The 20966-nt window shown below is 36.5% G+C and carries 18 protein-coding genes; 11 read left to right on the top strand and 7 right to left on the bottom strand.

Going from position 1 to position 20966, the window contains the following annotated elements:
• The first annotated feature begins 37 nt into the window (after positions 1-37).
• From ACYUCW_RS06070 to ACYUCW_RS06050, 5 genes are all read left to right on the top strand, one after another.
• Positions 38-979, top strand: coding sequence for a Kdo(2)-lipid IV(A) acyltransferase (locus tag ACYUCW_RS06070; protein WP_004243585.1), 942 nt, complete (start codon positions 38-40; stop codon positions 977-979).
• 284 nt (positions 980-1263) lie between these two features.
• Positions 1264-2427, top strand: coding sequence for a multidrug efflux MFS transporter MdtG (gene mdtG / locus ACYUCW_RS06065; protein ID WP_460408277.1), 1164 nt, complete (start codon positions 1264-1266; stop codon positions 2425-2427).
• A gap of 466 nt (positions 2428-2893) precedes the next feature.
• Complete coding sequence (locus ACYUCW_RS06060) at positions 2894-4429, top strand: peptide MFS transporter (RefSeq protein WP_004250754.1); 1536 nt, start codon at positions 2894-2896, stop codon at positions 4427-4429.
• Positions 4430-5235: 806 nt separating this feature from the next.
• Positions 5236-6015, top strand: coding sequence for a PhzF family phenazine biosynthesis protein (locus ACYUCW_RS06055; RefSeq protein ID WP_036895248.1), 780 nt, complete (start codon positions 5236-5238; stop codon positions 6013-6015).
• A gap of 100 nt (positions 6016-6115) precedes the next feature.
• The gene (locus ACYUCW_RS06050; protein ID WP_004243592.1) at positions 6116-6538 is read left to right on the top strand and encodes an acyl-CoA thioesterase; all 423 of its coding nucleotides are present in this window, start codon (positions 6116-6118) and stop codon (positions 6536-6538) included.
• A gap of 229 nt (positions 6539-6767) precedes the next feature.
• Here the strand turns inward: ACYUCW_RS06050 and ACYUCW_RS06045 are convergent, their stop codons facing one another.
• The 4 genes from ACYUCW_RS06045 to ACYUCW_RS06030 form a co-directional block, all read right to left on the bottom strand.
• Complete coding sequence (locus ACYUCW_RS06045; RefSeq protein ID WP_104731701.1) at positions 6768-7085, bottom strand: hypothetical protein; 318 nt, start codon at positions 7083-7085, stop codon at positions 6768-6770.
• Positions 7086-7238: 153 nt separating this feature from the next.
• Positions 7239-7877 carry a CatB-related O-acetyltransferase gene (locus ACYUCW_RS06040; RefSeq protein ID WP_063108403.1) on the bottom strand — a complete coding sequence of 213 codons (639 nt, stop codon included), beginning with the start codon at positions 7875-7877 and terminating at the stop codon, positions 7239-7241.
• 268 nt (positions 7878-8145) lie between these two features.
• Positions 8146-9237, bottom strand: coding sequence for an NADH:flavin oxidoreductase/NADH oxidase (locus tag ACYUCW_RS06035; protein WP_012368075.1), 1092 nt, complete (start codon positions 9235-9237; stop codon positions 8146-8148).
• Positions 9238-9505: 268 nt separating this feature from the next.
• Complete coding sequence (locus tag ACYUCW_RS06030) at positions 9506-9772, bottom strand: DUF2798 domain-containing protein (RefSeq protein ID WP_036905573.1); 267 nt, start codon at positions 9770-9772, stop codon at positions 9506-9508.
• 982 nt (positions 9773-10754) lie between these two features.
• Here ACYUCW_RS06030 and ACYUCW_RS06025 point away from each other — a divergent pair.
• Positions 10755-11420: a response regulator gene (locus ACYUCW_RS06025; protein WP_004243597.1), complete on the top strand. Its 666-nt coding sequence runs from the start codon at positions 10755-10757 to the stop codon at positions 11418-11420.
• On the top strand, positions 11421-12824 hold the full coding sequence (locus tag ACYUCW_RS06020) for an ATP-binding protein (RefSeq protein WP_004243598.1): 1404 nt from the start codon (positions 11421-11423) through the stop codon (positions 12822-12824).
• A 33-nt stretch (positions 12825-12857) separates the two neighbouring features.
• Here ACYUCW_RS06020 and ACYUCW_RS06015 read toward each other — a convergent pair whose 3' ends face one another.
• Both ACYUCW_RS06015 and ACYUCW_RS06010 read right to left on the bottom strand, forming a co-directional pair.
• Complete coding sequence (locus ACYUCW_RS06015; protein ID WP_163748568.1) at positions 12858-13211, bottom strand: AzlD domain-containing protein; 354 nt, start codon at positions 13209-13211, stop codon at positions 12858-12860.
• Positions 13208-13870 (bottom strand): AzlC family ABC transporter permease, encoded by a 663-nt coding sequence (locus tag ACYUCW_RS06010; RefSeq protein ID WP_004243600.1) that lies wholly within the window; start codon positions 13868-13870, stop codon positions 13208-13210. Before ACYUCW_RS06010 ends, ACYUCW_RS06015 begins: the two co-directional genes overlap by 4 nt.
• 84 nt (positions 13871-13954) lie before the next feature.
• Between ACYUCW_RS06010 and ACYUCW_RS06005 the strand changes: the two genes are divergently transcribed.
• Complete coding sequence (locus ACYUCW_RS06005) at positions 13955-14515, top strand: helix-turn-helix domain-containing protein (protein WP_004250737.1); 561 nt, start codon at positions 13955-13957, stop codon at positions 14513-14515.
• 62 nt (positions 14516-14577) lie between these two features.
• Here ACYUCW_RS06005 and ACYUCW_RS06000 read toward each other — a convergent pair whose 3' ends face one another.
• Entirely contained in the window at positions 14578-15435 is an 858-nt protein-coding gene (locus ACYUCW_RS06000) for a D-amino-acid transaminase (RefSeq protein ID WP_036971140.1), read from the bottom strand.
• Between the two features lie 186 nt (positions 15436-15621).
• Here ACYUCW_RS06000 and ACYUCW_RS05995 point away from each other — a divergent pair, with 186 nt between their 5' ends.
• From ACYUCW_RS05995 to ACYUCW_RS05985, 3 genes are all read left to right on the top strand, one after another.
• A complete protein-coding gene (locus ACYUCW_RS05995) occupies positions 15622-16200 on the top strand; it encodes an HdeD family acid-resistance protein (protein ID WP_004243604.1) in 579 nt (192 codons plus the stop codon).
• A 712-nt stretch (positions 16201-16912) separates the two neighbouring features.
• Positions 16913-18169 (top strand): mechanosensitive ion channel family protein, encoded by a 1257-nt coding sequence (locus ACYUCW_RS05990; protein WP_004250735.1) that lies wholly within the window; start codon positions 16913-16915, stop codon positions 18167-18169.
• A gap of 353 nt (positions 18170-18522) precedes the next feature.
• Positions 18523-20961, top strand: coding sequence for a DMSO/selenate family reductase complex A subunit (locus tag ACYUCW_RS05985; protein ID WP_460408276.1), 2439 nt, complete (start codon positions 18523-18525; stop codon positions 20959-20961).
• Positions 20962-20966: the final 5 nt, after the last annotated feature.

Raw genomic sequence — 20966 nt, 5'->3', positions numbered from 1 at the left:
AGAATATTCATTGGAAAAATAGTAAATAGATAGGCTTATGATAAAGTCACCTCCATTTAAAACATCATTTTTACAGCCCAAATATTGGCTGACATGGTTGGGGATAGGATTACTCTATCTTCTCGTTCTGCTCCCTTATCCCGTTATCTACTGGTTGGGTACAAGGCTAGGTCGTTTATCTAAAGTCTTTTTAAAAAAACGTGTACAAATAGCAGAACGTAATCTTGAGCTATGTTTTCCTGACATGCCTAAAAATGAACGTGAAGCGTTAGTGAATAAAAACTTCGAATCCGTAGGTATGGGGCTATTTGAAACAGGAATGGCTTGGTTTTGGCCTGATTGGCGTGTGAAACGTTGGTTTAAAATCAGTGGTAGAGAAAATATTCAAAAAGTACAAGAAACTGGCCAAGGTATTATTGTCGTTGGTATACACTTTTTAACTCTAGAGTTAGGTGCACGTATATTTGGCATGCTAAACCCCGGTATTGGTGTGTATCGCCCTAATGACAATCCAGTTATGGACTGGTTACAAACTTGGGGTCGTTTGCGTTCTAACAAATTTATGTTAGATAGAAAAGATGTCAAAGGTATGATCCGCAATTTAAAAGCTGGAGAGATCCTCTGGTATGCCCCTGATCACGATTACGGCCCGCGAAAGAGTGTCTTTGCCCCACTTTTTGCCGTAGATAAAGCAGCGACAACAACAGGAACCTATATTCTAGTCAAAACCAGTCATCCGGCTCTGATCCCGTTTACACCAAAGCGCTTACCTGAAGCAAAAGGTTATGAACTAATTATTTCACCTGCCGTAGCTGATTTTCCCATCGATAGTGAAGAAAACACCGCTATCGCAATGAATAAAGTGGTCGAACAAGAAATTTTACGTGCTCCTGATCAATATATGTGGTTACACCGTCGTTTTAAAACCCGCCCACCTGGAGAAGCTTCTTTATATAATGAGATAAAGAAAGTACACTAGTCCCCATCAGTGACTGTTTTAATAAAAAAACAGTCACTGACAAACAGATTGACTCTCTTAACCAAGATTAAAATACAAGACTAAAATCATAAAATTAGCCATACTCACTACTATTATTTCCTGCAAATAAACACATTATAAAGCACTACCTATCGTTGTTATTTTGTATTATGGCGATATTCTTATTTAAGAATAGATAACCAACATTGAGATAAAAAAGACAACGCAAACACCATTATTCTCACTTTATGTGCTTCGTTTACATTCTTAGATAAAGGAGTGACATGAACCTAAAGCCCCGCAACAATTCTTGGAAACGAAATCTCTACATTGTCTGGTTTGGTTGTTTTTTAACGGGTGCCGGCTTTAGCTTGATTATGCCTTTTCTACCATTGTATGTAGAAGAGCTTGGCATTAAAGATCATGAGTCCTTAAACCTATGGACTGGTGTTGCTTTTAGTATTACTTTTCTCTTTTCTGCCATAGCGGCACCTTTTTGGGGAAAATTGTCAGATAGAAAAGGACGCAAATTAATGCTATTACGTTCTGCCTTAGGTATGGCGATCGTCATGGTACTCATTGGTTTTGCTCAAAATATTTGGCAACTGTTAATTTTACGCGCTTTATTAGGGGTATTAGGGGGTTTTGTGCCCAATGCTAATGCTCTTATCGCCACGCAAGTGCCCGTTAAAAAAAGTGGTTGGGCGTTAGGAACCCTTTCTACGGGTGCGGTAAGTGGCGCATTAATTGGGCCATTAATTGGTGGAATGCTTGCCGATCTCTACGGTTTACGTCCGGTTTTCTTTATTACAGCCGCGGTTTTATTTATCTGTTTTATAGTGACCCTATTTTTTGTTAGCGAAAATTTTACCCCTGTTTCTAAAAAAGATGCATTATCCACCCAGCAAGTTTTTTCATCACTCAAAAATAAAAGATTAGTCATTTGCCTGTTTTTTACCACCATGATTATCCAAGTGGCAACAGGCTCTGTTACGCCTATTTTAACACTTTATATCCGTGATCTAGCCGGCTCTATCAGTAATCTTGCCTTTATTAGTGGTGTGATTGCATCTGTTCCCGGTATTGCCGCTTTAATTAGTGCCCCTCGTTTTGGTAAATTAGGTGATCGCATAGGCCCTGATAAGGTGCTTATTTTCACATTGGGTTTATCTATTTTTATGCTTATTCCGATGGCACTCGTCAGTAATTATTGGGAACTAGGCGCATTACGTTTTTTATTGGGTGCGGTAAACGCTGCCATGTTACCTGCGGTACAAACGCTTATTTTATACAATATTACGCCTGCAATTGCTGGTCGAATTTTCAGCTATAATCAAGCCTTACGAGATGTAGGAAATGTTACTGGACCGTTAATGGGCGCGTTTGTTGCGGCCAATTATGGATTTAGAGCTGTTTTTTATTTCACCGCTGCGGTGGTATTTTTTTAATCTTATTTACTCATGGATAAGCTTTCGTACCCCGCAAAGAAAATAGTCAAAAAATCCACCAATAGATTTAGTTAATAGTTTTTTTTCAATAAAAAATTACACTTTCTCTCTTAAAGGTCTAATTGTTAATTTTTTTATTTTATTTTTCATAATTTATTGTTTAATAAGAAAAATATTTACACGCCACGTTTACACCTCTTTACTTTTTCTTGTCCTTTTTTTTCAAAAAATTGCAAGGTTAACTATTGCAAAATGAGATTTTTATCGACTTTTGCACTAAAAAATGGTTTATAAAGTATTAAATATGCTTTTAGTCACTGAAGTTCACTAAAAGTGTGTTAAAAATATATTAATTAAATGTAGTAGCAATTGATAACAGAATGAAATAATTCTGTATTGCCTTCTACTGATATTTTGTTCTTTTTACTTGCAAACGACCTGCAAAGGTTTTTTTTGGGAATTTAAGATGCAATCTACTCACTCAAAATCAAGCCGAACCTTTTTTGGCCATCCATACCCTTTAAGCTCTCTGTTCTTCACAGAAATGTGGGAGAGATTTTCTTTCTACGGTATTCGCCCATTATTAATCCTATTTATGGCTGCAACCGTTTATGAAGGTGGTATGGATATTCCTCGAGAGCAGGCATCTGCTATTGTGGGAATTTTTGCTGGTGGTGTTTATTTAACATCATTGCCAGGAGGTTGGCTGGCTGATAATTGGTTGGGACAACGTCTTGCGGTTTGGTATGGCTCTATCTTTATTGCATTAGGGCACCTTTCTATCGCACTTTCAGCGTTTTGGTCTCAGAACCTATTTTTTATCGGCTTATTGCTTATCGTATTAGGTACAGGCCTATTTAAAACCTGTGTCACTGTTATGGTGGGAACCCTGTATAAAAAAGATGATACACGCCGCGATGGTGGTTTCTCCTTGTTTTATATGGGGATCAATATGGGCTCATTTATCGCACCACTGATCACCGGCTTCTTAGTCCGTGATTATGGCTGGCATTGGGGCTTTGGTATTGGTGGTATTGGTATGCTAGTTGCACTACTGATCTTCCGCTTTTATGCCGTACCGACAATGCGTCGCTTTGATAAAGAAGTTGGCTTAGATTCAAGTTGGGATCGCCCTACTGTTGTGCGTCGTAATGTCGGACAATGGGTATTAGCACTTGCTGTGATATTAATTGCCATTGTTGGTTTAATTATTTCAGGCACTATTCCATTTAATCCGGTTATTGTTGCCAATTTTATGGTTTATGTGATCTCCGGCAGTGTTATCGCCTACTTTATCTATTTATTCCTATTTGCAGGATTAAGTAGTAGTGACCGTTCTCGCCTGTTTGTTTGCTTCCTATTATTAGTTTCAGCGGCACTGTTTTGGTCTGCATTCGAACAAAAACCAACCTCATTTAACTTATTTGCTAACGACTATACTGATCTAAATTTTATGGGCTTTGAGATCCCTGCGGTTTGGTTCCAGTCCGTCAATGCGCTATTTATTATTATTCTTGCCCCTGTATTTAGCTGGTTATGGCCAATGCTAGCACGCAACAATATGAATTTAAGTAGCATGAGTAAATTTGTGATTGGTATTTTATTCGCTGCAGGTGGCTTTACCGTCATGATGTACGCCTCTGAAAGCGTGCTTGCAACAGGCAGTGGTGTTTCACCATTATGGTTAATTTCCAGTATTTTATTGCTGACCCTAGGTGAATTATGTTTAAGCCCTATAGGACTTGCGACGATGACCATTTTAGCGCCAGCAAGAATGCGTGGACAGGTTATGGGCTTATGGTTCTGTGCGAGTGCATTAGGTAACTTAGCCGCAGGTTTAATGGGTGGAAATATTCGTCCTGATAAACTTGATGTTATGCCTGATTTCTTCTCTCACGTCTCTATAGCATTGGTTATTTGTGCCGTTGTTCTTGCAGCATTAATTATTCCTGTGCGTAAACTGTTACAAAGTGCAGATGATAAAGAGAATGCGCAAGCATAATGAGTTTTAGGTAACATTTTTTATTCTATAACTCAACTACGCTCCTCAAATTAGACACTTCTACTCTAATTTGGGGAGTTTTTTTATAAAATTAAAATATAAATGCAAAGTTCTATATAGAGATACACCACAGATATTAGAAATAAAGAAAATAGGTCTCACAGACTATATCCTGAAAGTGACAATAAAAAATGATATCATAGAAGCGAAATTTACGAGATAATGCTTCAATAGAAAATTTTCGTTCTGCTTAAAATGGAGTCTTTTAATTAAATAAATTAAAACATTTAACTTTTAAAGACTATTCAATAAGATAGGACAAGCCATATGCTAAACACAAAAGAAAAAAACATATTGAGAAATATAGAAAAAAGTGTTTTATGTAGGAATATAAAATTTAATATAAAGTGTAATTTACAAACTACTTTCTTTACAATAGTTTTCTCTCTTTTCTTTATTTTTAGTAAAAGTATAACTCTTACACTACAAAGTAAAATATCAATTAGCTTATTAATCGTTCTATTTGTATATTTATTTGGATCATGGCATTCATTCCGAAATATAAAGCTAGCAACAAAATTGACAATTATATATATAAAAATAAAATTAAAAAAACTCGTTAATAATCTTAGTTCTTCATGAAAATTAAATTAACCCTGTACAGATAAAACTTTCCTCATCGAATTGAACTAACGTTTACTAAGAGTTTGCTACCTTCTACTTCTTATTTTTACTTCCAGCCACTTTTTATCACTGTTTTGCTCTGCTAAATTGTTTCTTCTTCCTCTTTCCGATTAAGGTACTTTATGAACACGCTTCCCATTTATTATGTTAACGCTTTTACTTCAACACCTTTTTCCGGAAATCCGGCTGCGGTTATTTTGTTAGATAAATGGCTACCCGATGACACACTACTTAAATTAGCTAATGAGATTGGTTTACCTGAAACGGCTTTTTTAGTTGCCAATCATATTCGCTGGTTTACGCCTAAAGTAGAAGTTCCCCTATGTGGACATGCGACTTTAGCCACGGCTTTTGTATTAAAAACGATTAACAAAGCACCTGCGACAAGCTTTAAATTCCATTCTTTGTCTGGAGAGCTCACGGTATCTTGTCACTCTTCAAGTTTTACTCTCGATTTTCCTCAAGTACCTGCATCATTAAATCCAACTATAAAACCATCATTAGAAACGGCACTAAACATAGATATTGAAGAAGTTTGGCAATCTCACGACAGATATACCTGCTTTGTGGCTGATCCTAACAAGGTTATTGATTATCAACCTGACTTTAATGCTATAACACAACTACCACTTCCCGGTGTAATATTGACCGCGAAAGGTCATGCGCCTTTTGATTTTATTTCACGCTTTTTTGCACCACGTAAAGGGGTTAATGAAGATCCGGTAACTGGCACTTCACATTGTGTATTAGCTCCAATTTGGGCAAAAAAATTAAACAAAGATAAATTAAATGCCAGACAAGTTTCCGCGAGGGGAGGCAATATACAGTGTGAACTCAAACAAGAGCGCTTATTGCTTACTGGTGATGCTGTACTATTTTTAACCGGTGAAATAACCTTTTAAAATTAAAGAGGAATATCATCTATTCCTCTCCTTTGCTTTCATTTTTCTCTATTTTATACTTTAGGATCATCCCTACTGTATAGAAAGATAAGGTTTTATTATGTCCACAACGGATTTATCTCTAGAGTTGCAAGATAAAATTAAACACTCAATCACCCGCGTCTCTAAAGTTATTTTTCCAACCACCACCAATCATCACTCCACACTCTTTGGCGGAACGGCATTAGCATGGATGGATGAAGTCTCTTTTATTACCGCTACGCGCTTTTGCCGTAAACGTTTAGTGACAGTTTCTACAGAGAAAATTAATTTTAATCACCCTATTCCCTCTGGCACCATTATTGAATTAGTTGGTGAGGTAATACGTGTCGGGCGTACCAGTCTAACGGTAAATGTTTCTATTTTTCTCGAAGATATGTATGCCGAAGGACGAGAAGAAGTGATCCACGGCCAATTTAATTTTGTTGCCGTTGATGAGCATGGTAAGCCAACCCCTTTATTCGATAAACCATCGCTTTTATAACCGCTAATCTGTCGTTTTATTCTTCAAATTAAAAACGACAGATTTTATTATGCTGTGGGTTAATTAATATCGTCCGATTTTATTTGATCAGATAAATCTTTGTGGATACTTTTCAATCACATGAAAATATCAAATAAAATCAATGGGTAAATTGATTACTCACATGTAAAGCAAGAGTTATCCACAGTTAATGTGGATAACAAGAAAGACGTTGCAACAACTTTAGCCGTTAAATAACACAAATTTTTATCACTTCAAATTCAATTTGGCATACAGTCAACTTTGCCCCCGTGGTTGCACTTTCAGCCATCACTATCTCTGTTGATGATTGATAACGGCGACACACCTCTAGAGCTAATTCAATACTGGGCTCAATTAATAAAATAGCGCCGATATTTTCAACCGTCGTCGGAAAATCACTCTCTGAGGAGATGGTATAGAGTAAAGATTGCTGATCTTGGGCAATTTGTTGCGCTTTATCTGTTGCGGCTTGATTAACTCTTTGTTGTTTAGCGGAGTCACCGCCACCAGAATGCAGATAGATCATCGTTTCCTCATAAAAATATCAATAATAATTAATTTTTGCTATGTAAACACCCCATCAATATCTGTCGATATAAAGGCCGTTTATATGTAATTAGATAAGACAATGGTAGTCAACAAAAAGCCTTTAATAACAATATTATTAAAGGCTTTAGTTCTATTTCATATCTTGGTTATATTGCGTATGAGCAGTTAACAACTTATCAATTGAAGCTTGGCATAAATAAGGTTTTAATGCGGCAAACTTTTTCTCTGACCAACTATAAATATTTAAAGATAAAAGTTGCTCTATCACTTTTGGTTCAAAGCGGTATTTAACATGCTTAGCCGGTATTCCACCAACGATACTATAAGGAGCAACATCTTTTGTCACTACACTATTTGCTGCGATAATAGCCCCTTCACCAATAGTAACGCCAGGCATAATCATGGCCCGCATACCTATCCATACACCATCGTGAATATAAGTATCACCTTTACCAATATAGGCTTCTTTAATATTGTCTAAAAATGGATAAAGAGAAAACCAATCCATACGATGAGTATGATTGCCCCCCATCAAAATAACCGCTTCAGCACCAATACAAACATAGTCACCGATATATAATTTATCGATTTCCCATAAGGGTTCCCACTGAAGGCTAATTTCATCGCCATAAAGGTAACGCACTACAGATGCTTCAAAGCCATTATCCCAACAATCACTGTAATAGCTATGCTGACCTTTAATAATAATATTCTTATTTTTTACTGTTTCGTGTAAATATTCGACACGTGACCAATGTTTCGTGTTCATACTATGACTCGCTATAAATTAATGAGCCATCAAAGAATGCTGTATTCTTTGATGATGTGTCCGCATTCCAAAACACATCATGACTAAGCAATCCGTGGTTGTAACAATAACGGATTTTGAACCTTATCCATTCCTTACACTCCTTCACCATTATTATGAATATCTATAATAATGTGACATAGAAAAACCACAAAGTTGCAACTTGTTAACTATTTTTCCAGCAACTCTGTGGTTTTAAAAATACATTATCTTCTAGCTATCAACTATGCTATTTAAAAAAATCTTTACTACCATGTGGCGCACAACGTAAATATTGCGGAGCGACTTTAATGGTCTGCTTTAACTTTTCAGCCGCATGCCAAGGCCAACGAGGATCATAAAGTATTCCTCTGCCTAATGCGATAAAATCAGCTTGTTCAGTCAGTAAAATAGCTTCTGCTTGCTCTGGCTCTGTAATTAATCCAACCGCAATTACGGGTAATTGTGTTTCATTATAGATGGCTTGAGCAAAAGGAACCTGATAATTAGGTCCTAGCTTGATGGCTTGTTTGTCTGATAAGCCACCGGAAGAAACATGAATATAGTGGCAACCGAGATCTTCAAGATGTTGAGTTAATGCGATAGAACTTTCCAGATCCCATCCTCCCTCAACCCAATCAGTCGCCGATATTCTTACTCCCACACACATTTTGTCAGAGACTGCTTTTTTGACTGCAGTAAAAACATCAATTAACAAGCGACTACGATTATTAAAATCACCGCCATACTGATCGGTGCGATGGTTTGATAATGGTGATAAGAATTCATGCAGTAAATAACCATGAGCACCATGTATCTCAATAACATCAATACCTGCTGACTCAGCTCTTTTAGCTGCTTCAACAAATGCGTTTTTTATCTTTTCAATCTCATCAATTGTTAATGCTTGAGGCTGATGATATTGACCAAAAGCAATACTAGAAGGCGCTACTTTTTGCCAGCCATTCTCATCATCAGGAGCCAATGATTTTCCACCTTCCCATGGCAACGATGTTGATGCTTTTCGCCCCGCATGAGCCAACTGTATACCTATTTTAGCATTAGTATGCTGTTTTATATCGCTAATAAGCTGTTTTAATGCGCGACCATGTTCCTCAGACCATAATCCGAGATCTTTATAACTAATTCTACCTCGAGGCTCTACCGCCGTCGCTTCTATAATAACTAAAGCGGCACCTGATAATGCTAATTGCCCATAGTGCATTGTATGCCAAGATGTGGGTATTCCATCTTGCGCAGAATATTGGCACATTGGTGCAACAATAATACGGTTGTCTAATTGATGAGGTCCTAATTTATTAGGCGTAAATAATAAACTCATGCAAAGCCTCCTGCTATATAAGCAATGAGACAAAAATCATTTTTATCTTATGGTTACGATTAAAAATAATTATTTGCCCTCTATCTGGTTTTAAATGAACCATCACTATAACTTAATAAGGCTAACGCATTAAATGACATAACGCGATAACCTATCTCACAGTGTGATAAGAAAAACAGACTTCAATGGCTGATCCTAATACAACATCTAATAAAATAGCGGTATTAGATGCCATATTAGGTTATAACGCATTATAGGATATGAAATATTAATGTGGTTTTACTAATAAGAGTGATAGCTTTCTTGCAAAGGGTAAAACGAATAAAACGGTTGGAAACGCAATCATCCAAGATACCCCCCATGAAGAGAACCAAGGTGCAAACATAAGGCTATTTAAGCCCATTGTTTTTGCTGTACTAATAAAAGAAACAATGCCAGACATCACAAAAGATAGGAAAAACGGAACCAGAAAAATCATGGCTCTTGGCGGCAATTTAGGTATACCCAAAATATTATTTTTATCTTGAAAAAACATAGAAAAGACCCCAATAAAAACGTGTACTACGGCATATAACCGCCAATACAACAGGCGAATACCCATAAAGGTAAAAAAATTAAGTTATATGCGTTGATTAACGTAAACGCTTACGAGTCTTGTAGACTAGACCGATGCTAGTATATAAATGAAAGTATTTTTGTCAAGTAAACTATTATCATTATCATTTGATAAAAACAATAGAATTCATGAATAACTTAAGTGAATCTTTATCTTTCAACAGAACTACACCAAGGGTATAACATTATTACTCATATTTTGAGTTAATTTTTACCCAATACATTTTATCGGTGAAATGCTCCCTGAGGAGGGGAGCATTTCTGACACAGAACGATTTAATTAATATTAAAAGTTATCATCTAATTGCATATTAATTCCTTTTAATAACAGTGTTTATTCCAATTAAATTGCATAATTTTATTTAGAATATTGAAATGTATAGGGTAAATAAATTAATTAACTCTGATACAACATGCTTATCTTACTATATTGTTTTTTATCTAATAGTAAGAAAAGATCACCTCTTATCTCATATTCAATATGATAAAATTATATTTTCTATATTATTCATTTTCATGCAAAATATTTATTTTCTGTTTATTTATAATTAATACCTTTATTTTCTATTATTAATAGAATTAATATTATCAATTTACGTTAATGCATTACTTTCTATGAGTTAACTCTTTGGTTATATTGAAATTTAAAACAATACAGTTCATCAATAAATGTCATCATCATCATAAAAGCAAGTATTTATTTATCACCTCTACAAAAAATTCATGTAGAAAGTGATTATTTTATTACTTAAACACCTTACTTTCAGTAAAAATACATATTTAATAATATATTATCTAATATTAAGAGTTGATTAATCACACTTAGCTTTATCTTTTATTATATTGCTCAAACTTTATTTGCCTTTTATACTTTCTTAAAGCATATTTTGATAGGTGTTATTATGAATATTTTATTAGTTGAAGACGATCTGCAATTGGGAAAGGCACTCTGTCGCGGTTTAGAAATTGCTGGTTTTCAGCCCTGCTGGGTAAGATTGCTTGCGGATGCACGTGTTCAATTAAACCAAAAAGCCTTTGATTTAATGTTGCTTGATCTAGGTCTTCCTGATGGTGATGGTCAAGATGAACTTATCGCACTAAGAAAAAGTGGTGAAAAAATACCCATTATTATTTTGACGGCTCGTACTCAAATAGATAACCTAGTACAAACATTAGATTCAGGTGCTGACGATTTCTTACCAAAACCTTTTGCTATGCCTGAATTAATTTCTCGTGTAAAAGCCGTAAGTCGCCGTATGGCCGGTTTCTCTTCACAGATTTGGTCTATTGGTGATTTACAGCTTAATCCCTCGAATCATCAAGTCACTTTAAATGGTGAACTATTGTTATTATCAGGTAAAGAGTACCAGCTATTATATGAGCTGATGCGCAATACAGATAATGTAGTACGTAAATCTGATTTAGAACAACGCTTATTTGGCTTAGATGACAAAATTGAAAGTAACTCACTTGAAGTTCATATGCACAACTTACGCCGTAAAATAGGCAAAGAGCGTATTATTACGGTTCGCGGTATCGGTTATCTCTTAAAAAAAGAAGTGAACTAAATGAAGATCCGCTCTTTCTTTATTTATACTATCTTTCTACAAACGATATCTATCGTGATGTTATGGGGCGTTTGGTTAGCTTGGATAGAATTTGATTATCTTGCTGACTTTGAAACTATCTACAATAAGCAACAAGAAATTATTGCTGAAGGATTTGCCAATACACTCGAAACGGTTTCCTCTCAACCCGAGACAGTAAAACAGATAGCTCACCATTTACAAAATATGTATATCGATACCATGCTTAATGGTGAAGATGATGATTTACACTATTTACCTTGGTTTATTGTCTTAAATAAAGATAATGATCTGATTTATACCAATAGACCGGAACTTTCTCTGCCTAAACGGGTACTGTCGCTTGCCTCTGAAAAAATCTCTGTGGCTGGGGAGAAATGGTATTTATCTTATAGTTGGGGAAAACAACATAAAATTAAAGTTTTTATTGGTGAATCCGTCGAAGATAGAGGACATGTCATTGGTAACCCTATTTCCGGTACTTTTGTGCCCTTCCTATTTATTTTAGCGACGGTGATCTTGGCTATCTTAATTACTGCTTATTTTAGTTTGCGCCCTTTAAGACAAGCCGCAGAGCTGATTTCTAACCGAAAACCTCGCAATTTAACGCCAATTAATGTCGGACAACAATTTAAAGAGATCCGCCCTATCTTTAAAGAGCTTAACCAATTAATGGCAAGAATAGATGCGGCTAATATTAGAGAAAAACAATTTATGGCTGATGCGGCTCATGAGCTAAGAACCCCGATTGCCGCAGTGATTGCCCAATTGCACATTCTCTCTTTAGTCGATGAAAAGCAGGAGCGAGAAGAAATTATTGAAGATATGAAACAATCTCTGGATAGAGCCGCCGCACTTTCCCACCAGCTTATTGATTTAGCGAGATTAGAGTGTGATGATTTCCCTATAAAAATAGAATCCTTTGATGTTTATAATATTATTGGTAATGCTATTGCTCAGCGCGTGCCTTATGCCTTAACAAAAAATATTGAGCTATCTTTAAATGAAGGTATGTCACTTAAAATAGAAACAGATAAACAAGCACTACTGTCTATTTTTAATAACTTATTGGATAATGCAATCAAATATTGCCCCAATAATAGTCAAGTCGAAGTGACTATTGAACATAAAGATACCCATCATCTCAATATTATTTTGCGTGATAATGGACCTGGAATTGCACCAGAGTATATTAGCTCACTATTTTCCCGTTTTTATCGTGTTCCGGGATCACAAGGGACGGGCAGTGGTTTAGGCTTATCTATTGCACAAAATCTCGCTGAAAAAATTCAAGCAACCATTTCCATTACTGAAGGGCTACACAATAAAGGTATTGGTTTTATTATTACCTTACCGTTAAAAATTAAACCACTAGATAATGAGTAAATATATTATAGGAGGCCTTTGCCTCCTATAATTTTAGTTAAAACTATTAGTTATGCTTATCCCCACAAAGTGGGCTATCCAACGTAGCATCGCGGTAATAATAGCAGCACTTAATACCACCAAAATAAAAGGTTTCTTTTTCCAGGTTAAAACGCCCGCAACACCCACACCAATAATCTTGGCAATATCAGCGAGTTGGTCACCATCAAAAAAAGTAGATGTCATTGCAACCGAAAATAAGATCACGATTGCTGAAAGTGAAAACATTTCTTTGACCCGCTCAGACATCCCCGTTTTATTATTTAATAAGATACCGGAGATGCGCATGGCATAAGTTCCTACGGCTAAAATAGCGATACCTGCGATAAGTGAAGTTGTTGAGATCATATTTTTCTCACCACAAATAAAACGCCTAACAAGGATAATAAAACCGGTATTCCCGCAGGGAGAAACAGTGTCGTTGCTAAGGCAATCACACTACCAATAATAGCGGCTTTTCGTGTTAATTTATTTTTCAATGCCGGTAAACTTAGTGCCAAAATAATCGCTGGGAACATCGCATCTAAACCAAGCATTTTTATATCAACAATAAAAGAGCCTAAATAAACACCTAGCATAGTACCTAACGGCCACATCAGTAAAATGCCTAATCCACAAGCCCAAAATGCTAATCTATTTTGCTCAGCAGTCGATTGAGATAACCCAAAAACCACACTTTCATCATTTAATATATGAAAGCCTAATAGTGATTTAATCCCTTTTCCGGGTAATTCTTTCACCGCCATACTAAAAGGGATGTGCCTTGCATTGACCATTAAGCCAGCGAGTGCCGCATAGATGGCGCTTCCTCCCATCGCAACCACTCCGATAAATAGAAATTCAGAAGCTCCTGCTAAAACAAAAATCGATAACGAAAGAGGTACCCAAAAATCGAAACCTTGAGTATGTGCTAAAGCACCATAAGATATTCCAACGATCCCATCCGCTAATGAAACAAGCAGAATATCTCTAAGTACGTTATTATCTAGACGACTGTTAATATGCATAAAAAACGTATTATTTATTGAACGATTTGTTCATTATGTTGAACGATGTATTTTTTTGCAAGCTGATTTTTGAAGGAAACTATGATGTCATCACCTTCGGCACCCATTGAAATTATTTCTCAATCTATTGCTAGAGAAAGAAAAAAAGCAGGTCTTTCACTTGCAGAAATCGCAAGGCGAGCGGGGATCGCAAAGTCAACGTTATCCCAATTAGAAGCGGGACAAGGTAATCCAAGTATCGAAACTTTATGGGCTATTTGCGTCGCACTCAATATTCCGTTTTCACAACTGATTTCCTCACCTAAACCAGAAGTTAAAGTGATCCGCAAAGGTGATGGATTTAAAATTAGTGCAGAAAAGGCCTATTACCATGCCTTTTTATTGTCATCTTGCCCCAATGGCGCTAAGCGCGATATTTATACGGTTATTGCTCAACCGGGTAAAGATAGAGTGTCAGATCCTCATAGTAAAAATGTCACAGAACATATTCTTATAATTAGCGGTCGTGCCATTGTCGGTACTTTAGATAATCAACAAGAGTTATCTCCCGGTGACTATATTTGTTACCCTGGTGACGTTACTCATGTGCTACGTGCATTAGAGCCAGATACTACCGCTGTCATGATCATTGAACATCACAATTAGTGACAATGGTATTATCGCACTGATTTTTCGGATAAAGTCAAAATCAGTGCGATAAAAATTTACTATGGTTTAACACCGGCTTTCTCAAGATAAATCTCTCTTAAGCGTTGTGATAACGCCCCTACCTTACCTTGATTTATTTTTTCATTATCAATGGAGATCACCGGCCAAATTAAGGTAGTCGCTGAACTAATAAAAGCCTCTTTGGCTTGTTTCGCTTCTTCGAGTGTAAATAAACGCTCAATGATGGTGAGTTTTTGTTCTTTGGCTAACTGAATAATCGCTTGTCGCGTGATCCCCGGTAAAATATCTTGGCTTAATGGGCGAGTGATAATTTCATCTTGCTGATTAACAATAAAGAAATTGCTTGAACTCCCTTCGGTGATATAACCCTCTTTGATAAAAATAGCATCATCAGCACCTTGCTGATGCGCATGATGTTTAGCTAGACATGCAGCAAGTAATGCCACCGTTTTAATATCACAGCGTTGCCAACGAATATCCTCAACACTTACGACAGAAATTCCTTTGCTTGCATTAGGATGATTTACCACCGTTGAGTGTTGAACAAATAGCACCAATGTAGGAGCGACTGATGAAGACGGGAAATCAAAAAAACGTGATGAATCGGCGCCACGAGTGACTTGTAAATAGATAAGTCCTTCATGCAGATGGTTCTTATCTATCAATTGCTCGTGGATCTCTTTTAATTGCTCTTTGGTTAATGAAAAAGGCATTGATAATGCTTTGCAAGAGCGCTGTAAACGTTGAAAATGCCCTTCAAAATCAATTAATTGTCCGTTAATAACAGCGGTAACTTCATAAACGGCATCAGCAAATAAGAAACCTCGATCAAAAACAGAGATATTAGCTTGTTCTTTAGGTACAAATTGGTTATTTAAATACACAATCTCAGACATTTTACCTCCGTGATAAATTGTATTAACCTTGATAACTTTTCACCACACTACTCTTTCACATTACTATTTCAAATGCTACTGACTTTCTAATACAAATCTTTAATGACCTTTTTCTTTAAAGAATTCCTGTTATATAGCTAAAAATTGCTATAATTTGCGATAAGGATTACAAATTAAGAGGTTGTTATGTTAGACATTAATAAAAATAATTTATCTCAGCTAACAGAGAAACTCGTTAAAAAGCAGTGTACTTTAATGAGTATCATTGCCATGCTGGGATTACTTGCGGGTATTATCTGTATTATTAACCCTTTTTCTTCAGGGGTCGTGGTCAGTGTTTTCCTCGGTGTGGTGTTTTTTGCTTGTGCAATAACCAGCATAATGGCGGCCTTTAATAGCCGGATCTCTTCTGGTTGGTCGATGTTAATTACTTTACTTGCTGGTTTTATCTATCTATTTTTAGGTTATATTTTTATTACCGATCCTTTAAATGGCATGTTAAGCCTTGCATTTATTATCGGTTATTTATTTATCTTTGCAGGAATACTCCGCTTAGTCCTCGGCTTTAAGCAAATTAAAGATAGCTTTTATGGCTGGTTTAATATTTTAGTGGGCTTTTTAGATCTTGTTTTAGCCTATTTCTTACTAGCTTTTGGCCCTGAAACTTCTATAACACTGGTGATGGCATTGATTGGCATACAACTTATTTTAAGTTCTATAACTATTCTATCAATAGCCAGTGCAATCAAGCGGATGACTCGTTAATTGCGTCTTAGTTTATAAGCTGTAGTTGAATATTAGAGCCACTTAATGTGGCTCTAACAGTAGCGGTGTATATATTTTATCCCAATTCGACAAAGCCAACCGAGACTACTTGTCAAATGCCCTTCCTTTTACTACCTCATTTCTCTACTGCAATAGTTAGTTTAAAAAGACAATATCGCGAAAGACGCAATAGAAAAAGTCAACTAAGCGTTATAAGTATGAAAATAATTATAAAACAAAGAGATAGATATAAATTCAAACGTTCTTAAGCTATGGTTACCAACAAAAAATGCTTTCAATATAAAAAATAATTTAAAATTTAAAATATTTTTGTATAAAGCTATTGACTGTTATGAAAATGTGATTAGAATCAGTATCAGAAAATATTTGTGACGAGAATCACATTTTATTAATAGGATACTTAATATGAAATCAATGACTTCTTTTATTACTCATCTGCACCAAGTTGTTGTTAAATTATCTTCAACTCGTTTATTGTAATTCTTTGTATTAAAAAGAATAACTAGCGCATAAAGCCAGAAAATGCACTCTATATCGCAAGAGGCACTATCTGGCTTTTATTTTCTATCCCTTTGATTTTTTCTTACCTTATTCTTCGCGCATCTTTAGTAACAAAAATTTCACTTGTTTGAACTAAAATCCCTCTTCTTGTACCCTAGTATTAAATCACCTTTTATGATGAGGATAGTTTATGCAGCAGCAACTGCTTACATGGATACGTCAGTTTAATGAAGAGTACGCTCAAATCACTTCTCTGTTACTTGTTTTATTGATCATTTTTGTTGTTGCTCTTGTTCTCCACTTTATTTTGCACAAACTTGTGCTCCCTAAGCTTTCAAAAGCTATCAGTAAATACGATCAAAAGTGGCAACTCTCTTTTGAAATTAATAAGTTATTCAGTCGATTTGCCTTTCTTATCCAAGGTGTAGTCATTAATATCCAAGCCTTATTATGGATGGGACCCGGTAAAACACAGGAGATATTAACCACCACAGCTCAAGCATGGTGTTTACTTTTCGGTTTATTGATGATTTTCTCAATTATGGATCTCTGTTTGCAGATCATGAGAAATTCCCCTTCTTTTGGCCGATTACCCCTTAGAGGTATTTTCCAAAGTTTAAAATTAGTCGCCAGCGTGCTGATTGGTATCATGATTGTTTCATTACTGATCGGTAAATCACCGCTTATTTTATTAAGTGGTTTAGGTGCCATGACTGCCGTGTTGATGTTGGTATTTAAAGATCCAATTATGGGACTCGTTGCCGGTATTCAACTCTCCGCCAATAATATGATTAGCTTGGGTGATTGGTTAGAAATGCCTAAATATGGTGCTGATGGTGCCGTAGTGGATATTAGCCTCACCACAGTAAAAGTACGTAATTGGGATAATACCGTTACGACCATTCCTACTTATTCTTTAATTTCTGATTCGTTTAAAAACTGGCAAGCGATGACACAATCAGGTGGGCGTCGAATTAAGCGCAGTTTATCTCTTGATATCAATAGTATTTACTTTTTAGATCAAGAGAATATTGATAAATTAGAAAAGGCACAGCTTCTTGAACCTTATATAAAAAGCAAAGTAGGTGAAATCTCCAGCTATAACGCTAGCCTTTGTCATGAGCATCAAATGCCACTTAATCAACGTGGTATGACGAATGTCGGTACATTTCGCGCTTACGTGGAAGCTTATCTAAAAAATCATCCGAAGATCCATAAACAGATGACCATTATGGTAAGACAGCTTGCCCCAACCTCTGAAGGGCTACCTATCGAAATTTATGCCTTTACCAATACAACCGTGTGGGTAGAGTATGAAGCTATTCAGTCCGATATTTTTGATCATATATTCGCTATTCTTCCTCAGTTTGGTTTACGAATACACCAATCACCAACAGGTAGCGATGTCAGAGCATTAAAATTCCCTACCAATATCGACACACCATAGCCCTAGCGTTCATTATTTAAAAGGGAGATTAATTCTCCCTTTTTTCTATTAAATAGATTAACAAATATTTATAACTATCGACTTTGTTATCATATTAACAATCTTGTTTTAGCCTATTTTTTTAAAATCGATATGTTATTTTTTATATATCGAATCACTGTTTCGACCTATATATTTGATATTTTATTTACCACTAAAGTAGTATTAACCGCAAAATGTAACCAATTGTTTAATAATTATTTTTTTAGATAACCTTATTAACATTTTTTATATTGATATAAATCATTATAGGTATAGGTGTAATAACTTAACATAGATATACAACTTTATTTGTTGTGAAAAATGTTAGGGTAATGTCAATGTCAAAAATTAAAAATAATGTTTCTATCACTGAAATGAGCCGGCGTGGCTTCATTCAGTCTGCAGCTGTTCTTTCTGGCGCTGCTGCTGTAGCTGGAACGGTATCATTACCTTTCTCTGCTAATGCTCAAACACCCCAGGGTATTCGTCCTGATGAGACGTCTGAAACCATCAAATACAGTGCATGCTTAGTGAACTGTGGTAGTCGTTGCCCATTAAAAGTTCATGTTAAAGATGGCGTGATCCGCCGTATTTCCAATGAAACCATGTTTGATGACTCAACCTTTGGTCTTCATCAGATCCGTCCTTGCTTACGTGGACGTTCCGTTCGTTGGAAAACTTATAATCCAGACCGTTTAAAATACCCCATGAAACGTGTCGGTAAACGTGGTGAAGGTAAATTCGAACGTATCTCTTGGGATGAAGCGACTTCGATTATCGCTGATAAGCTAAAATATACTATCGATACCTATGGTAATGAGGCTATTTATTACCAATATGGTACTGGATCTACCGGGGCGAATTTACATGGTAGAACAGCCTGTAAACGTCTATTAAGTACAGTCGGTGGCTTCTTAAGTGACTACGGTACTTACTCTTATTCACAATTAACCGGCATCGTCCCTTATGTGTATGGTGATATGCTGGAATCTCTGTTAACAGAAATCGAAAACTCAGATTTGGTTGTGATGTTTGGTCATAATCTTGCTGAAACTCGTATGTCTGGCGGTGGTCAGTTCTATGAAACACTGAATGCGTTAGATAAGAGTAAAAGTAAAGTAATTATTATCGACCCGCGTCGTACTGATAGTGTCACAACATTAGGTGCAGAGTGGATCCCTATCTATCCGGGTACTGATGCTGCATTAGTGGCTGCGTTAGGTTATGTGATGATCCAAGAGGGTATCACTGATGAGGCATTTTTACGTGAATATTGCATCGGTTGGGATAAACAAACTCTGCCAGCCTCAGCACCTGAAAATGGCTCTTACAAAGACTATATTCTCGGTAATGGTCCTGATGGAATTGCTAAAACCCCTGAGTGGGCAAGTCAATTAACCGGAATTTCCGTTGCGCGTATTATTCAATTGGCACGTGAAATTGGTAATGCCAGAGCGGCGTGGATCTCCCAAGGCTGGGGTATTCAGCGTACCAGTAATGGTGAACAAGCTTGCCGTGCAATTATGATGTTGCCATTAATGTCTGGTCATATTGGTCGTCCTGGTACTAATACCGGATGTTGGGGCGGTAGCATTGAATACCCTGTCGCAAGTTTTGCCATACCAAATCCAGTAAAAACCCAGATCCCAACGTTTATGTGGTCTGAAGCGGTTGCTCGTGGTGAAGAGTTAACCAGTAAAAATGCCGGTGTCAGAAATAAAGATAAGCTGGATACGGGCATTAAATTTATGTGGTGTTACTCCAGTAATGTGATTGGTAACCAGCATGCTGATCTCAATAAAACACATGAATTACTGCAAGATGAATCAAAATGTGAATTTATTTTAGTGTGGGATAACCACATGACACCATCAGCAAAATATGCCGATATTTTACTGCCTGATGTCACTACTGTGGAAACTAACGATCTTATCAATAACTCTTATGCTAGTGGTGCGTATCATTATATGGTGCGTTTACAAAATGCCATTGAGCCGTTATGGGAAAATCGTCCTAACTATGATGTATTGGCAGATATCGCTGAAAAATTAGGTGTTAAAGAGAAATTTACTGAAGGTAGAACCTACCAAGAGTGGATTGAGTATTGCTATAACCAAGTAAAAGCAAATAACCCAGCGCTTCCTTCTTTTGCTGAAACTAACGATATGGGGATTGTGGATAGAAAACTTCCTCCTCGTAGCGCTTATGTGGCATTAGAAGCATTTCGCCAAGATCCTATCGCCAACCAACTAAAAACAGCATCAGGTAAAATTGAAATCTATTCTGAGAAATTAATGCAAGATACTGAAGGTTGGATCTTACCAGAAGGTGATCGTATTCCTGCAATTCCAGAATATTGTAAAAATGAAGAAGGTGTTGAAAACGTTACCTTAAAAGAGAAGTTCCCACTGCAAATGACGGGCTTCCACGATAAAGGTCACGTCCACTCTACCTATTTTAACGTCGCAATGTTACGTGAAGCTATTCCTCATCAATTTTGGTTAAACCCCGTTGATGCGGCACAGCGTGGATTAAAATCTGGCGATATTACTGAGATTTATAACGAACGTGGTCGCTTGCATATTCGTGTCAAAGTGACAGATCGTGTATTACCTGGTGTGATTGCAGTACCACAAGGTGCATGGCGTTCACTTGATACAACAGGTGTAGATACCGGTGGATGTATTAATACATTAACAAGCTGGCACCCATCGCCGTTTGCTAAAGGAAATCCACAACATACTAACCTTGTTGAAGTGAAACGTGCATAAGGAGT

Source organism: Proteus sp. MB838, assembly GCF_054767435.1.
This window is presented reverse-complemented; position numbering and strand designations above follow the sequence as displayed.

What these genes read in the sequence shown, in the direction of transcription:
- ACYUCW_RS05990 (WP_004250735.1), top strand. Translation starts at nt 16,913, where the DNA reads ATGCAGCAGCAACTGCTTACATGGATACGTCAGTTTAATGAAGAGTAC.
- ACYUCW_RS06010 (WP_004243600.1), bottom strand. Translation starts at nt 13,870, where the DNA reads ATGCATATTAACAGTCGTCTAGATAATAACGTACTTAGAGATATTCTG.
- ACYUCW_RS06000 (WP_036971140.1), bottom strand. Translation starts at nt 15,435, where the DNA reads ATGTCTGAGATTGTGTATTTAAATAACCAATTTGTACCTAAAGAACAA.
- mdtG (WP_460408277.1), top strand. Translation starts at nt 1,264, where the DNA reads ATGAACCTAAAGCCCCGCAACAATTCTTGGAAACGAAATCTCTACATT.
- ACYUCW_RS06070 (WP_004243585.1), top strand. Translation starts at nt 38, where the DNA reads ATGATAAAGTCACCTCCATTTAAAACATCATTTTTACAGCCCAAATAT.
- ACYUCW_RS06005 (WP_004250737.1), top strand. Translation starts at nt 13,955, where the DNA reads ATGTCATCACCTTCGGCACCCATTGAAATTATTTCTCAATCTATTGCT.
- ACYUCW_RS05995 (WP_004243604.1), top strand. Translation starts at nt 15,622, where the DNA reads ATGTTAGACATTAATAAAAATAATTTATCTCAGCTAACAGAGAAACTC.
- ACYUCW_RS06015 (WP_163748568.1), bottom strand. Translation starts at nt 13,211, where the DNA reads ATGATCTCAACAACTTCACTTATCGCAGGTATCGCTATTTTAGCCGTA.
- ACYUCW_RS06030 (WP_036905573.1), bottom strand. Translation starts at nt 9,772, where the DNA reads ATGTTTTTTCAAGATAAAAATAATATTTTGGGTATACCTAAATTGCCG.
- ACYUCW_RS06045 (WP_104731701.1), bottom strand. Translation starts at nt 7,085, where the DNA reads ATGATCTATCTGCATTCTGGTGGCGGTGACTCCGCTAAACAACAAAGA.
- ACYUCW_RS06025 (WP_004243597.1), top strand. Translation starts at nt 10,755, where the DNA reads ATGAATATTTTATTAGTTGAAGACGATCTGCAATTGGGAAAGGCACTC.
- ACYUCW_RS06050 (WP_004243592.1), top strand. Translation starts at nt 6,116, where the DNA reads ATGTCCACAACGGATTTATCTCTAGAGTTGCAAGATAAAATTAAACAC.
- ACYUCW_RS06020 (WP_004243598.1), top strand. Translation starts at nt 11,421, where the DNA reads ATGAAGATCCGCTCTTTCTTTATTTATACTATCTTTCTACAAACGATA.
- ACYUCW_RS06060 (WP_004250754.1), top strand. Translation starts at nt 2,894, where the DNA reads ATGCAATCTACTCACTCAAAATCAAGCCGAACCTTTTTTGGCCATCCA.
- ACYUCW_RS06035 (WP_012368075.1), bottom strand. Translation starts at nt 9,237, where the DNA reads ATGAGTTTATTATTTACGCCTAATAAATTAGGACCTCATCAATTAGAC.
- ACYUCW_RS06055 (WP_036895248.1), top strand. Translation starts at nt 5,236, where the DNA reads ATGAACACGCTTCCCATTTATTATGTTAACGCTTTTACTTCAACACCT.
- ACYUCW_RS05985 (WP_460408276.1), top strand. Translation starts at nt 18,523, where the DNA reads ATGTCAATGTCAAAAATTAAAAATAATGTTTCTATCACTGAAATGAGC.
- ACYUCW_RS06040 (WP_063108403.1), bottom strand. Translation starts at nt 7,877, where the DNA reads ATGAACACGAAACATTGGTCACGTGTCGAATATTTACACGAAACAGTA.